Annotated in this window: 11 protein-coding genes; 3 read left to right on the plus strand and 8 right to left on the minus strand. The window is 64.6% G+C overall.

Features of this window, described 5'->3' with window-relative positions; genetic code table 11:
* Positions 1-31 precede the first annotated feature (31 nt).
* From AB0L82_RS35455 to AB0L82_RS35480, 6 genes are all read right to left on the minus strand, one after another.
* Entirely contained in the window at positions 32-760 is a 729-nt protein-coding gene (locus AB0L82_RS35455) for a recombinase family protein (protein WP_364646729.1), read from the minus strand.
* Positions 761-948: 188 nt separating this feature from the next.
* The gene (locus AB0L82_RS35460; RefSeq protein WP_364646732.1) at positions 949-2,097 is read right to left on the minus strand and encodes a hypothetical protein; all 1,149 of its coding nucleotides are present in this window, start codon (positions 2,095-2,097) and stop codon (positions 949-951) included.
* 342 nt (positions 2,098-2,439) lie between these two features.
* A complete protein-coding gene (locus AB0L82_RS35465) occupies positions 2,440-3,969 on the minus strand; it encodes a serine/threonine-protein kinase (RefSeq protein ID WP_364646735.1) in 1,530 nt (509 codons plus the stop codon).
* A gap of 220 nt (positions 3,970-4,189) precedes the next feature.
* Positions 4,190-5,800, minus strand: a complete 1,611-nt coding sequence (locus AB0L82_RS35470) for a hypothetical protein (RefSeq protein ID WP_364646738.1) — start codon at positions 5,798-5,800, stop codon at positions 4,190-4,192.
* On the minus strand, positions 5,770-6,141 hold the full coding sequence (locus AB0L82_RS35475; RefSeq protein ID WP_364646741.1) for a hypothetical protein: 372 nt from the start codon (positions 6,139-6,141) through the stop codon (positions 5,770-5,772). The genes AB0L82_RS35470 and AB0L82_RS35475 overlap by 31 nt, the downstream gene beginning before the upstream one ends.
* Positions 6,142-6,772: 631 nt before the next feature.
* Positions 6,773-7,051 (minus strand): hypothetical protein, encoded by a 279-nt coding sequence (locus AB0L82_RS35480; RefSeq protein WP_364646744.1) that lies wholly within the window; start codon positions 7,049-7,051, stop codon positions 6,773-6,775.
* Between the two features lie 328 nt (positions 7,052-7,379).
* Between AB0L82_RS35480 and AB0L82_RS35485 the strand changes: the two genes are divergently transcribed.
* Positions 7,380-7,886, plus strand: a complete 507-nt coding sequence (locus AB0L82_RS35485; RefSeq protein WP_364646747.1) for a hypothetical protein — start codon at positions 7,380-7,382, stop codon at positions 7,884-7,886.
* 1,118 nt (positions 7,887-9,004) lie between these two features.
* Positions 9,005-9,247 carry a recombinase family protein gene (locus tag AB0L82_RS35490; protein ID WP_364646750.1) on the plus strand — a complete coding sequence of 81 codons (243 nt, stop codon included), beginning with the start codon at positions 9,005-9,007 and terminating at the stop codon, positions 9,245-9,247.
* Between the two features lie 262 nt (positions 9,248-9,509).
* Here the strand turns inward: AB0L82_RS35490 and AB0L82_RS35495 are convergent, their stop codons facing one another.
* Together AB0L82_RS35495 and AB0L82_RS35500 are read right to left on the minus strand one after the other, a co-directional pair.
* Positions 9,510-10,124 (minus strand): restriction endonuclease, encoded by a 615-nt coding sequence (locus AB0L82_RS35495; RefSeq protein ID WP_364646753.1) that lies wholly within the window; start codon positions 10,122-10,124, stop codon positions 9,510-9,512.
* A gap of 9 nt (positions 10,125-10,133) precedes the next feature.
* A complete protein-coding gene (locus tag AB0L82_RS35500; protein WP_364646756.1) occupies positions 10,134-11,060 on the minus strand; it encodes a hypothetical protein in 927 nt (308 codons plus the stop codon).
* Between the two features lie 1,969 nt (positions 11,061-13,029).
* Between AB0L82_RS35500 and AB0L82_RS35505 the strand changes: the two genes are divergently transcribed.
* The gene (locus AB0L82_RS35505) at positions 13,030-13,314 is read left to right on the plus strand and encodes a hypothetical protein (RefSeq protein WP_364646759.1); all 285 of its coding nucleotides are present in this window, start codon (positions 13,030-13,032) and stop codon (positions 13,312-13,314) included.
* Positions 13,315-13,472: the final 158 nt, after the last annotated feature.

Raw genomic sequence — 13,472 nt, forward strand, 5'->3', positions numbered from 1 at the left:
TCTGACGCCCTTTGATGTGGATGCCGAGGACTCAGGAGGGACTCCGCGGCGGCAGCTCGTCGTACTTGCTGACATCCGGCATCGGGCGGTCATCGCTTCGGTCAGGGAGTTCGACAGGGCCGCTGCCGATCTCGGGCACATACTTGTAGATCGTGGAGCGCGAGACGCCCAGCAGGCGGGCGATCGAGGACACGGACTCCTCGGGCTGGGTGAGCATCGCGCGGGCCTGGCGGATCTGCTCGGCGGTCATGGCCGGCGGGCGCCCGAGGCGTTGGCCGCGGGCCCGCGCGGCGGCCAGGCCCTCGTTGGTGCCTTGCACGATGAGCTCTCGGATGAATTCGGCCAGGGCGGCGAAGACGTGAAACACCAACCTGCCGCCGGGTGTAGTGGTGTCGATCGCCTCGTGCAGGGACCGGAATCCGATGCCACGCTTGCGAAGCCCGGACACGATCGTGATCAGGTCCTGTAGCGAGCGGCCGAGCCGATCGAGCGAGGGCACCACCAAGGTGTCGCCGGCGCGCATGTACTCCAGGCACTTGATGAGTTCTTCGCGCTCGGTGTCCTTGCCGGATTTCTTGTCAGCGAATATCTTCTGGCATCCCACTGCGGTGAGCGCGTGCAGCTGGCGATCGAGGAGCTGTCCGGTGGTGGAGACCCGTGCGTACCCGATGAGCGCGCCCCCACCGCCGATCGGATCGAGCGCATCCCCGTCCAGGACAAGCGGTTCGGGAATATCGACAGTGCGCACGGTGTCTGCCATACCCGAAGTGTACGAGAAAAGGGCCGACATGGATTGTTGGACACTTCGACTTTGCAACACGTTTTTCGACAGTCGGTGCTCTCGGGCCACCTGTGGATTCCCGCGAATGTCCGAACTCGGCTGCGCGCGTTGTAAACCGAACGATTCTCGACACTTGACTATCTGGAGTTACGTCCACAGGGCGGCACTCACGGCTGTCGATCTCGCACGATGAAAGCGACACCGTGACCGATCAGCGCGACACCCATCCCAATCGTCGCGACACCGAACAGCCGGTCCGAAGGCCGGTCCGAATCCATGATCGTCGCGACACCGCCGCCGATTACCGCGAGACCGGCACCGATCGCCGCGACACCGAGCAGCCGGTCCGAATCCATGATCGCCGCGACACCGCCGCCGATCACCGCGGCACCCACACCAATCGCCGCGACACCGAAGAGCCGGTCCGAATCCACCATCCTCGAGACACCCATCCCGATCACCGCGACACCGGCACCGATCGCCGCGACACCGAGGAGCCGGTCCGAATCGACCATCCTCGAGACACCCATCTCGATCACCGCGACACCGGCACCGATCGTCGCGACACCCACATACTGCGAAGCGGTTGCTGTTTGATGTTCAGATTCGATGAGGCGCAGAGTGATGCTGGCCGCCGCGATCCACAGCGCAGCGGGGATGGCAGTCTGCAGCAACGGCGGTGCGCTGGGCAGTGCGATGAAACCGATCAGGGTGGCGGTGTAGGCGACCGAGATCGTCGGCAGCGCAGCGCGGCGGATCCACGGCAGGCGGGAATCTCGCAGGGCTGTCCAACCCATCCAGGCCACCACGAGGGCAGCAGCGCCGATTTGGGCATTCAGGCCGAACCGGTTGTTCAGGATCGACGCCAGCAGAGCCGACAATAGTGACGGTGCAAGGTATTGGGCGAAATCTCTGCTGTGCTCAGCCGGCATGCTGTGCTGGTTCGATTCGCCGACAACGGATCTGAGACCCGCCAGCTGCGTTGCCGCCGCGGGATCTGGCGGTGCTCCGATCTGCTTCCATCGCGCGTACCAGCCATCGAGATCGAAACAGGCTGGGTCCATATCGGGGCGAGCGTCGTGGGCGAGCAGGCGACAGGCGGTCACGAACTGGAATACCGTCACCGGTCTCGGCGCCGGGGCGCCGGGGGTCGCGGCATCACGCAGCGTGGTCGCGCTTACCGGGTCCTCGTGTGCCTTCGCCAGCAGCGCCGCCATCACGCGGAAACTTGGGCCACCGACTTGGGCTTTGAGTTCTTTCAGTTCGGCGGCCAAGCGTGCGCGGGTGTCAGGATCGCCGTGAGTCATCACCGCCATCTTCCGTCACCCACACCGCGCCGAGGTGTCGATCACCACGCACCCACCCACATCAACCCGGCTGCGGCGGCTGTCAGCACCAGCACGCACACCACGAACCGGCACAACGCCGGCCACCCGTCCATAGCCTTGCGTACCGTCTCACCGATCTCGGTCCACATCACTGGTTCTCCGTTCACTCGAAGTGGAACGGAATCCATTCCAGCACAATCAAATACGCAGGTCAGAGGGTCTGATCACCTCCGATCGCTAACGCGCGGAACCGATCACGACCGACCGATCCCGCACCTGCACGCCGGACCGAAGTGTCGAAAATTCGAAAATTCGATTGATTCTCAACACTTAGGAAGTGCGTTGGGTGACTTCCCGGTACTTCTGAAGCCATCGTTCAGCCTCGACAAGGTTGCCCTGTTTCTTGAGCAGATTCCCTAGGTCGTTCATGGCACCGGTGTAGCCGGCGTCGATGGCTTTGCGGTACCAGGTTTCCGCCTCGGTCAGCTCGCCCCGCTGGTGGAGCACATTCGCGAGGGCGTACAGGGTGTTGGGATGGCCGCCGTGGATGGCTTTGCGGTACCAGGATTCGGCCTCGGTCAGCTCGCCCCGCTTTCGGAGCACATTCCCTAGGTTGGTCATGGCGTTGACGTGGCCGGCGTCGATGGCTTTGCGGTGCCAGGTTTCGGCCTCGGTGAGCTCACCCTGCTCATAGAGAAGACCCCCGAAGTTGGTCATGGCGTTGATGTCCCCGGTGGCTATAGCTTTGCGGTACCAGGTTTCGGCTTCGGTGAGTTCACCCCGCTTTTGGAGCACAATCGCGAGGTTGTTCATGGCACGGGTGTCCCCGGCGTCGATGACTTTCCTGTACCAGGTTTCGGCTTCGGCGAGCCGACCTCGCTCGTAGAACAGATTCCCGAGCTTGAGCATCAGCCGGGCATTCTGCGGATCCGCGGCTTGTACACGTCGAGCATCGAGGACCTGCTGGTCCTCCCCCGAGGCGGGTGTGGCTTGCTCGGGCCGAGTAGGTGCCAGCGTTGTGGCGGTGACCGCGCGCAACAGGTCCGTGACGAGCGCCTGGCACGAGGGATAGCGATCGGCGGGATCCTTGGCCAGCACGGTCGCGACCACTGTGTCCAAATATGCTGGCAGGTCCGGACGCCGTGTGCGGATCGAGGGGATCGGTGCGTTCAGGTGCGCGGTCATGAACTCGATCGGCGCGTTTCGTGGGAACGGGACCTGACCGGTGAGCAGCTGGAACATCGTGCACCCGAGCGAGTAGATATCAGCGCGGTGATCGACAGGGGCCGCAGTGAATCGCTCGGGCGCGGCGTAAGGCAGCGACATAGCGACGCTGGTCGCGGTCGTCGCCGAATCCGCGGCACGCGCGATCCCGAAATCGGTGAGCACCGCCTTCAGCCCATGTCGAGGGTCCTCCTCCAAGAGCAGGTTCGCCGGTTTCACATCCCGGTGCAGTATTCGCTGGGTGTGCGCGTGATCGAGCGCGTGCGCGGTATCGGTCACCAGCGCGATCACCTGCTCGATCGGTAGTCCGTGCGGCGAACTCGCCAGCAGGGCGGCGGCGTCCCCGCCGGCGATGTAGCGCATCGACAACCACAACGCATCATCCCCGGGAGCACTGCGGTCGTAGACCTGGACGATATTGGGGTGATCGAGCTGGGAGATCAGCGCCGCCTCTCGATCGAACGCCGCCCGGGTCCCGGCATCGAGGGCCCACTGGTCGTGCAGAACCTTCAGCGCCACATCACGTTTGAGCCGTGGATGACGGGCGCGGTAGACCACGCCCATCCCGCCCACGCCCAACTGCGCCCTGATCAGATACCCCGCGAATACTGACCCCACCGCTACCACGACGCCCACCCCGATCCATACGCGCGCATGACCTTTGCTCGCAGGGTACGGTCCATGACTTTCGCCGGTCCAGCAAAACCCTTAACTCCCTGACCGGCTCGACTCCCCGACTCGGGCACCGACATCTGAACTGTACGAACGGGTTTCCGAACACGCTGTACTGCAAAAACAACGCACGCTCACCAGCGGCCTTGGCGTTCGGCCAGCGATCGTTTTCCGAACGCGCTGCCTACTGCGTCTCCGCGCGAAGGAGCCACTGCTGGTAGGTCTGGTGCCGGAACTGGTAGGCGGTGGCGTTGACGCGAAGCAGGCCACTGCTGCGCGCCCAATGGAGAAAAGCGGCAGGGTGGTCCGGAAAGCTCGTGGTGAGCTTGAACAGAATTACAGCTAGAAAGAACCGTTCACTCGCCTGCCCGATCCCGATCCCGATCCCGAGCGCGAGCGCGAACGCGAACGTGAGCACGAGCACGGCCGTGAGCCCGGTCGTGAGCCCGACCGAGAGCGCGATCCCGCCCGTGAGCCCGAGCCCTATCACGAGCCAGTACAAGGCACCTTGGAAGAGCGCTGACTGTAGGTCGTTGCGAATCAGCCGCCGCGCATCAGTCCCCATTGCCAGTCGATCCTCGGCAGTGGTGCTGAGCCCGGCCGTGAGCCCGACCGCGAGCCCGACCGTGAGCCCGACCGTGAGCCCGAACGTGAGCCCGAACGTGAGCTTGACCGTGAGCCCGACCGCGAGCCCGACCGCGAGCCCGATCCCGATCCCGAGCCCGGCCGGCCATCGCCTGCGAGTGGGCACTTTCCAGGCGATGCGTTCGGCGCTGGGAAATCTCGTGAGCCCGGCCGCAAGCCCGGCCGCGAGCCCGGCCGCGAGCCCGACCGCGATCCCGAACGCGATCCCGAACGTGGGTCCGAACGTGAACCAGGTCATGAGCCCGACTGTGAGCCCGGTCAGGAGCCCGATCAGGAGCGCGACGGCCAGTCCGTGGAGGAGGCGGGTTCGGGTGGTGCCGGCGATTTCCCAGATTTCGTCGAGGCGGATGGCGGTGCCGTTGCGGCCGGTATCGCGGCGGTGTTCCAGGTGGCGGGCCAGGGTGCACAGCCATTTCTTGACGTTGTCAGGGGTGTAGTCACGGAACTGCTCGGTGTCGTCGGTGCCGGCGATCGCGGCGGGGATCTGAGCAGCGAACAGTCCATCGCGTACAGCCTCAGCGGTGGAGCAGTCGAGCAGAGCGTCCGCGGTCTCGGGAGCATGGTGCAGCGTTGTTGCGGTCAGACCGAGCATCCACGGGTTACGCAGGACCGTGGCCAGGGGACTGCCGGTGTGCTCGCGCAAGTGGGTGGTGACCTGGTCCCACGCAGCGTGTTTGGCGCCGATCCGGTGCTGGTAGTGGGTGAGGTAATCGGCGGGATCGCCGATGGGCAGCGGTTCGAGCACGACGGTGCCCGCGCCGTGCAAGCCGTTGTCGTTCCCGGCTTGTTCGAGGTGGTCGAATTCGGTGCTGCGGCACAGCACCACGAGAGGGCGGTGTGCCCATTCGCGGTCGTTGAGCCGGTCCAGCAGCGCGCGGGCGCGTGACCCGTCGGTGGTGTCGTCGTCCATTTCGTCGAGGCCGTCGAGCACGGGCAGGATCATCCCGGCCTTGACCATCTTCGCGGCCACGCTGGCCGGTAACTGATAGTCGATCTTCAGCCGGGTGGCCAGCCAGGAAGAGAACTCCTGCCCGCCGTCCCATCCGGCCGTGTTGACTCGGACCGGCACCGGTTCAGCGGCACGGCGAGTCTCAGCGATCAGTTCGCTGCGGCGGTGGATCAGGCCGCGCACGAGGTAGGTGGCGGCCACGGTTTTACCGGCGCCGGATCGCCGAGCACGACCAGCCGCCGTGGTTGATCGAGGAGATCGAAGTAGGTGGCGATCTCGTCGACCTCGGCCCAGTCGATCCCCTCCTCGAGGTGCGGATGCGCCGTAGCGGTGAACCTGACGGGCATGAACGCCCCCGGCCCTGCCCGCAGCTCCTGCTGGACCTGTTGTTCGGCTTGGTCGACTGCTGCGGCGAGGCCATCGGCAAGTCCGGCCAACGCCGGCCAATCCGACTTCGGCCGCCACCACCGGTACAGTCCCTTCACCGCGGGCGTGATCGCACCCGCACCGGCCCGCACGGCCGCGGCCTCCATCCCCGTCACAGCAACAGCCTGCCACCGAAAGCGTTTCGCCACACCGCTTCTCAGCAAGGACATGTCTGTCGCCCGCGCCAAGGGGTGACTGCCATCCGGACCTCACCCAGCGCAGGAGCCGGTCGCGTTGATCCTGCTCGACATCGCGGCCTGAATCCACCCTCCAGCAGCTGGATCGATCGCTTCCGAACACTCCGCTCAGCGGCTTGTAAGGGCTGGTCGCTAGACCCTCAGAATTGGACATCCGTCTGAACGGTTGAATTACTCGCCAACTTCACGGACTGGGTCGTGACAACCTCACCGGTAGTGGCCGTGATCCTGAGAACGAACGGACCAGAGCCTGCCCCGTAGGCCTCGAAATAGTCGTACCCCGTGTCCGCGGTCGCCCACCAGCGGTCCCCGTCGAATAGCTCAACCGAGCTGACCGGCAAGGCGCTGTTCCGCACTGCGACCTGTAGCCACCATGGATCAGACCCCATCCGGAAATGGACAGAGATCGTGCCCTCGATACGGGGAGCGGACCCTGCTCGCTCATCGGCCATGTACGGATCTTCTCAGTTCTGAACACGTTTCGAGCAAGGACCCGGGTGGCTCATCGTTTTCCGAACGCGCGAGAAGATGCCGATTCGGCTGTCTCGGCCTATCCGGCAGTGCTGGTCTTTCTCACGCCTGCGACTGCATGCGCTGGGAGGAGCACTTCGACGAGATCGTCATGGGGGTCTGCGGGATCTTTGAGGATCGCAAAGCATTTGATCCAGCCCTCGTTCGCCGAGAACATGACAACCCGTAGATGCCCGGGCTTGCGCTCGTTCCGATCCCGGTCCTCCCAGTAGACGAGCTGGCGGCCCAGCTCCGAGCGCGTGAACCACTCGCTGGACTCGGTGAGATAGACATAGGCGGTCGGCTTCGTGGCTGTCATCGATCGAATGTACTTGCGGGACTACGGATTCGCGCTCGTGATCGGCGCAAGACAGGCCCCAGCTCCTAGGCCGGACGCTGAAGTGAGACGTTGATACCGAGACCCAGATTCGGGACAGACCGGCGGCCGAAGTCAGCTGCCATGCAGTGAATTCCGGAAATGACCGTTTCGGAGACGGATGGCCGCGAGTTGCGGCACCCACCTAGCCCTGATGTGTTGGACGTTGCACTAATCAGCTGCGCCGAGACTCGCAAGGTGATAGACGGTAGGAATGTTCGATTAGGGGGTCCAAGGGTCCCCGCCTTGAGCCGAGCGGGGGAGATCACTGGTGGAGTGGCAGGTCGCTGTGCTTGCCGGTGTCGGTGGCGGTTTGGCCATCTCGATGGTGAATCTGGTGAGCACGTTCGGCCAGTACATACGGGCACGGCAGCGGGCACGAATGATGCGGAGAAGACTCCCGCACTGGAAGAGCTACTTCGATCCGATACCGGACATACTCGCTGTGGCCGTGCGACTCATCGTCGGAGCTCTGCTCGGCTTTCTGTTTCGCGGCCAGTTCACCTCGGTGGCGGGGGCAGTCTTCGGTATCGGAGGCGGGGTCATTGGAAGCTTTGCCCTGTTGCAGTCGCTCGCCCCGCTGGTGGATTCTCGCCGAGCTGACATCAAGGTGCGAGTCTCCTCTGCTGAAGGCCACTCGACAGAATTCCGAGCGATGAACGTGCTGGATGCAGAAGCAATCGTTGATGCTCTGGTCCAGCAGCTCAAGGACTCGCGTGCAGAGGGAGCACCTGAAGAATCCCAGCAGGACCGTTCACGATCCGAGGATGGGTTGTGAGCCGACCGAACGGCGCGACGGGTACATCCCGAAGGCGGGCGCCGGACACACAGAACTCAGGTCGGCTGAATTCGAATCTTGGTGGTGCAGGTGGGGGTGCAGCGCTTGTTGCCATCGCCCAGCACCTGGGAACTGGCACCTGGCCAGGACTTGTCCTGATGTACTGCGCTCCCGCTATAGCAGTCGGGTACGGGGGAGCCATCGCTCAGATTCAGCTCTGGACCGAATCAGTTCGTCGTCGGTCCCTGGTCCGGGAGGCGAGGAAGACCATCCAACGGCATCTCCAGGACCCGGACACTTCACCCGAACACAAAGACAGGCTTCGCTCAAGGCTCGAAGAGCTGGACAAGCTCGTGATCGACAACCACCTCAAGCGGGTAAAAGCCTCAGGGTAGGTCCCAAGCTCGCTATTAGTGAGAGTGGGAATCTCACCAGTAACCGTGAGACCGTGCTGAAGAGGAGTACGGGTCAAAAGCGCGGTACTGCATCGGAGTTCGAGGCACGCGGATGTTCGAAGTTCCGTTCAACCGGAACCGACTCCGCACGTCAGCACTGAACACGACTCGACATTCACACCGCTCCAGCCGTGTGTGGAACGTTTTGAGCGCCTCCCGGTTCCCGTTCGCGCAACCGGACTTCAGCGCGGCTATCGTGTCGTTGAGATCCTGACGCAGCTCCACATGGCCGAATTGTGTTCCGGCGCAACCGTTTACCGGTCTGCAGGGAATTAACGCTGGTTCGCATCGAGACCCACGAGAGCGAGATACTTCGCGGTCTCGGTGCGATCTGAGATGCGCGCGTCATAGGGGTCCGGGTAGAAACGGCGCAGAAAGAAGGACCGAGAGTCTCAACAGCGGATTACTCAGCTCTCCCCTGCCCGGATCGCCCGCTCAAACGGCGGCCGGCACCGGTCCTTCCTCCTCGCGAGTACGGGCGTGCATAACTGGCTTGGGGGTCTTCGTCGGCTTCCCGTCTCGACAATTTCATCACTCTGCTGCGCCTGGTGCTCGACGCCATCGCGCGGTTCAAGCAGAACGAACCGGATAGAAGCGATACCCCCGCTCGGCCCCCGACGATCCCGGATCATCTCGGCCCGGTGAGCGGCAGGAGCGCGAGCAGTGACCGGCCGCGAGGTCGGGCGTCGGCCTATCGGTCGCCCTCGCGTTGCCAGTGACGAACTCGTTGACCTGATCGACCGCATGAACAACGCCGGTCAGTCCTTCGAAACGATCGCGCAGTGGCTTACCAAGGCTGGCGTTCCCACTCCGGGAGGTCGGCCGCGCTGGCACAGCAAATGCGTGTGGAACGTGGTGAACACCGTCAGTGCCAAGAAGTACCTCGCCAACAGCCGCTGCTCGTAGAAGGTCCCGCCCGTGCCCCGCCCGTACTCAGATATGGGCAGGATATGGACGGTTTCTGGAGGTGAAGGCGGTTCTCATGACCACCCTCATAGCGAGGTCGATGAGCAGGTTTGTCACCCAGTGGGTGACAAACCTGCGCGCCGTCCGTAAGCCCGCCAATGCGCCCGCGGCACCGCCGCCCACGGTCGTGGTTTCGGCGCCGACGACTGCGGCCCAGCCGTGTTTTCCGTTCCAGGCCTCGTGCTGAAGCATCAATGCTCCGTCAGGTCCAGGGTGCTGGGCCGGTGCGCGATTCCCAGGCTGCGAGTGCTTTCGCGGCCATGAGATGGATGTCGGCCTTGGCCGCGTAAGCCCGCGCGTGCGGGGTGAACCCCTGCGCGGTGGTCACCACCGCGGCCACGTCGGCGCCGTGGATGGTGCGTGCGGTTCCGCCGAATCGCTGCACGTCCTGGCTGCCGACACTGCGATCGTTGCGATACCGCTTGGCCTGCAACACGATCCGGCGTCCGTCCGGTGCTCGCGCGAGCACGTCGGCACCCAGATCCCCGGCCCCGCCGACCACCCGGACATCGACGCATCCATCGCGCCGGCATAACGCGGCGAGGGCTTCCTCGAACTCTCTGGGGGTCAGCGTGTTCTGGCGCAGCGCTACCAGCACTCGCGCGTCGTCGCGGTCCCGCAACCGGCGGCGACGCCGCACCACCAGCACCGCGGATAGGACCGCGACCACCAATGCCGCCACCGCGAGCGTGCTCAGCAGAGCGATATTCCTTCGTGCGGCGTCGACGACGCGGGGTGCCACCACCAGCGCCGCGACCGCCACCATGAACACGAACGCCAGCCCATCCGATCCGCGGCTCCGCCGTCGTCTTCTCACCCGAGCGCCTCAACATCCTGTTTGGAACGGGTAGCAGCCAGGTGGGAACTGCCGGCTCGCTTGGGTTTGCGGCGGTGGCAGCTCGGCGGGCTGGGTATCTTCGGGCGGCGTCTCGGTGGGCTGGATGTCGGTGGGCTGAATCGTCGACGAGGTGGGTGTGGGGCCAGCCGCGGTGTGGTGCGGCATGACGATCACACCGATCCCGACCGCGGCAATCGCGGCGGCCACGGTGATCAGGGCGCTCGCACCCCGACGGCGGGGCGGCTCGACGACCACCGGCCGAGGCCGCACCACCGGCGGCGGACCGGCGATGCTCGCTACCGGTTCGTGGTGTGCGAACCGGTCCGCCGCGGGCACCACCGTGCGAGGTTCATACCTCGGCGGTTCGGGGGCCGGGGGCACGTGCGCGGGGTTTCGCGGTGGCACCGTGGGCGGGGGAAGCGCGGAGCGCGGAGGCTCGGGTGCGGGCGGTCGAGCTATGACGGGTGCAGGTGCGGCGGCGACGGGTTCTTCGGGGAGCCGGATCTGCCCTTTCCAGATGGTTATCCGCTCGACTTGGGTGGTGTCGCTGCGGATGAGCGTGGTCCGTCCGGTGCGGTACCAGTCGCTGTAGCGACCGATTCCTCCGTGGTCCTCGCCGCCGCAGGCGCATACGCACCGCCACACCGTGTACGGGCTGGCGTCCTGGCAGTTGGTGTCACAGCGCATCGTTTTGGAGATCTCGAACCTCATCTCGATCTCGTTGAACCGTTCGGCCATCGCCGCGGCCAAGGGGAGCAGATATTTCGAGGCGATCTTCCAGACAGTGCGGTTCTCGCGCTGCACCGCCGTGAACCGGACTCCTTTCCCCAGCACCGCGCGCAGCCAGGACCTGTTCGATTCGCCCGCGAAGGGCAGGTACGCGTACACCACGGTGGTGCTTGTAGTTCCGGGCACGATCGCACGTTCTACCCAGGCACTGGCCGACATCTATGTTCCCCCTTAGGATTCCGGCGCTCTCGTGCCGGGTCGGGTGCGGATTTCGGCCCAGTGTGCGCAGGGGGTCCGACACAATCGCCGCTGATCATGACGCCAGCCGTCACACAGTGACGTCTTCGCGTCATGGTCACGAACTTTTTTCTCGGCACCGCTGTCGATACCCGCGCTGACGACACCGTGGTGAACAGTGCCGGGCATCAGCGCGCAGTGTCGGCCCACCCGGGTAAATCCGAACCCCGCAGCCCGGACACACGATCCCAGGCTCCTCACCAGCAGCAACGCGTTGACCAGGGGCGCTCACCTGCGCGCGAATGCTCGCTGAGCGCTGGCGGGCCCGGTATGCGCGGGCAACACACGCCGGTGAGCAGTAGCGGCGCCGTGAACGCCCGTCAGCGCTAAAAATCACCTCGCAGGACGGACACCGACGGCGAACAGATCGGCGGCCCATACCTGCTGATTGTCCGCGAACCACGTTGCAGGCATGGGTATTTAGACTGCCAGTCCCACTGAAACCGCACACGCTAGCGAGACCGTGCTGACGGCGGGGACAGCCAAAAGCACGGTACTGAACCGGAGTTCGAGGCACGCGGATGTCCGATGTCCCGTTCAACGGGAACCGAGTCCGCGCGTCAGCACTGAACACGACTCCGGACGTCCACAGTCGGCCCGCGCTCTGGTCGCGAACGGGGTTGATGCAGTAGGCACCCCGAAGCCATATCAGTCCTGCTACTCGCCGCGCTCCCGCGCTCCGCTATGCCCGATAGCGATATCGACTCCCGCGAAGGTCGCCTTCGGTCATAGCTTGGAAACATTCTCCGAACATTCAGACCTGCGACAAGTGGCAGAGTCAGGCCATGGCGCGAGATCGGCCCGAAAGCCTCGCCGACACACCAAGTTACGCACCAAGTTCGAAGATGGTCTTCCGCTCGCTTCAATCACCGGGGCACGGTGGTAATCGCTGCCCGGACCAATTGCTCCCGCACCCAACGCACCCCGCCGTCAACTGGCCCCCTATTGGCTCCGAATGGCCCCATATCGGCCCCGGACATCGAGGAACCATGAAGCGATGCTGACACCGCGGTCCACTCCCCAGGACGACGTCGACCCGGGACCGAAGGACTCGACACCGTCCACTCCGCTGCCCTGTAGGGAAGTGACCTGCGGCGGGCGGTCCCCTTGGAAGTCGTCGGGGCGAAGAACTTTGAAGAATTTTTCTGCAGTTGAAAACATGACCAGATACGCCTGGTACGGGAGCGATTCACCCTGGTCAGACCCACAGAGCGGGAGTCCATTACAGCACAGGCGAACCCCACAGCCGTACTCGAGGATTCCTCAAATCGAGTCGGTTTCGCGGGGGGCGCCTACCCGCGTGACGTCCGTGCGATCCCTGAATCGGCTGCTACCAGCGGAACCTGCCCGAGAACTGCACACGCGAACACGCCGAGTGCGCGTTTTCGTTGGTTCGAGAGCTGTCGCGGCCTCTATGTAGCATTCCCGCCACGGTCGCGACCACGGCCGCAGTTCAGGCCCGGAGTTGTTGCGGGCCTTGGCGAGACAAGACGGCTGCCCCTGCCTCCTAGGCGTCCAAACCTGGCAGGGGCAGCCGGACAACACCGATACCCGCTCAGTTACGAGAGGAACCAGGCGTCCATGAGGTTATCGACCTCGGCAGACAAGTTCGATCCACCCCATCCCCTGCCGCACCACAGTTCCGCCACCCGAACCACTCAAACAGTCCCCACCAGGGAAAACCGGGGACTGAAACATTGGTTCCGGCCCGCCATAGCGTGTGTCCCGTCATCGAGAACTCGACAGATGGGACAACGCCTTCATGGCTGAAATAGATAGCGGTGCAGCAGATTCCACTCCTGCCCGCCCACCGGATGTGTGCCCGAAGTGCGGGCCGAACTGCCAGGTGGTGGAACGCATGCGCACCCCTCCATCCGGGGTCTGGGACGTATTCGACCGCCAGATGATGGTCGTGAACACCGGTCACTGGACATGGAAGACGATGGCGGGGCTGGCCACGATGACGCTCATCCTCGTGGCGGGCGTTGGCGGTCTCCTCGGTCTGATCGCCTACTTCCTGAACCCGGCCGCCGGCGTCATCGCCGCAGTGACCGGTGCGAGCGCGACGATCCCCAAACTCGGCAGCCTCTTTCGCCGGGGCCCGGGCGCCGGGCCCGGAGCGGCGTCCAATCCAGCGGTATGAGGCGGGAGGTGGATCAGCGGCTCCGGGTGGGTGGCCGCTGGTCCGCCCTGCCAAACCTATCGCCTGGCGGGAAGTGCCGCCGCGTTCCATGGCCTCGGTCGCCACGGGCATCAGCTGTACATGCGCCAGGCCGCGCTCAATGGATCTCGGGTATGAAC

This window comes from Nocardia sp. NPDC052001 (assembly GCF_040680615.1).
Lineage (GTDB): Bacteria > Actinomycetota > Actinomycetes > Mycobacteriales > Mycobacteriaceae > Nocardia.

Bases quoted from the DNA above. Each gene is read 5' to 3' on its own strand.
- AB0L82_RS35455 (WP_364646729.1), bottom strand. From the start codon at position 760: ATGGCAGACACCGTGCGCACTGTCGATATTCCCGAACCGCTTGTCCTG.
- AB0L82_RS35460 (WP_364646732.1), bottom strand. From the start codon at position 2,097: ATGGCGGTGATGACTCACGGCGATCCTGACACCCGCGCACGCTTGGCC.
- AB0L82_RS35480 (WP_364646744.1), bottom strand. From the start codon at position 7,051: ATGACAGCCACGAAGCCGACCGCCTATGTCTATCTCACCGAGTCCAGC.
- AB0L82_RS35505 (WP_364646759.1), top strand. From the start codon at position 13,030: ATGCGCACCCCTCCATCCGGGGTCTGGGACGTATTCGACCGCCAGATG.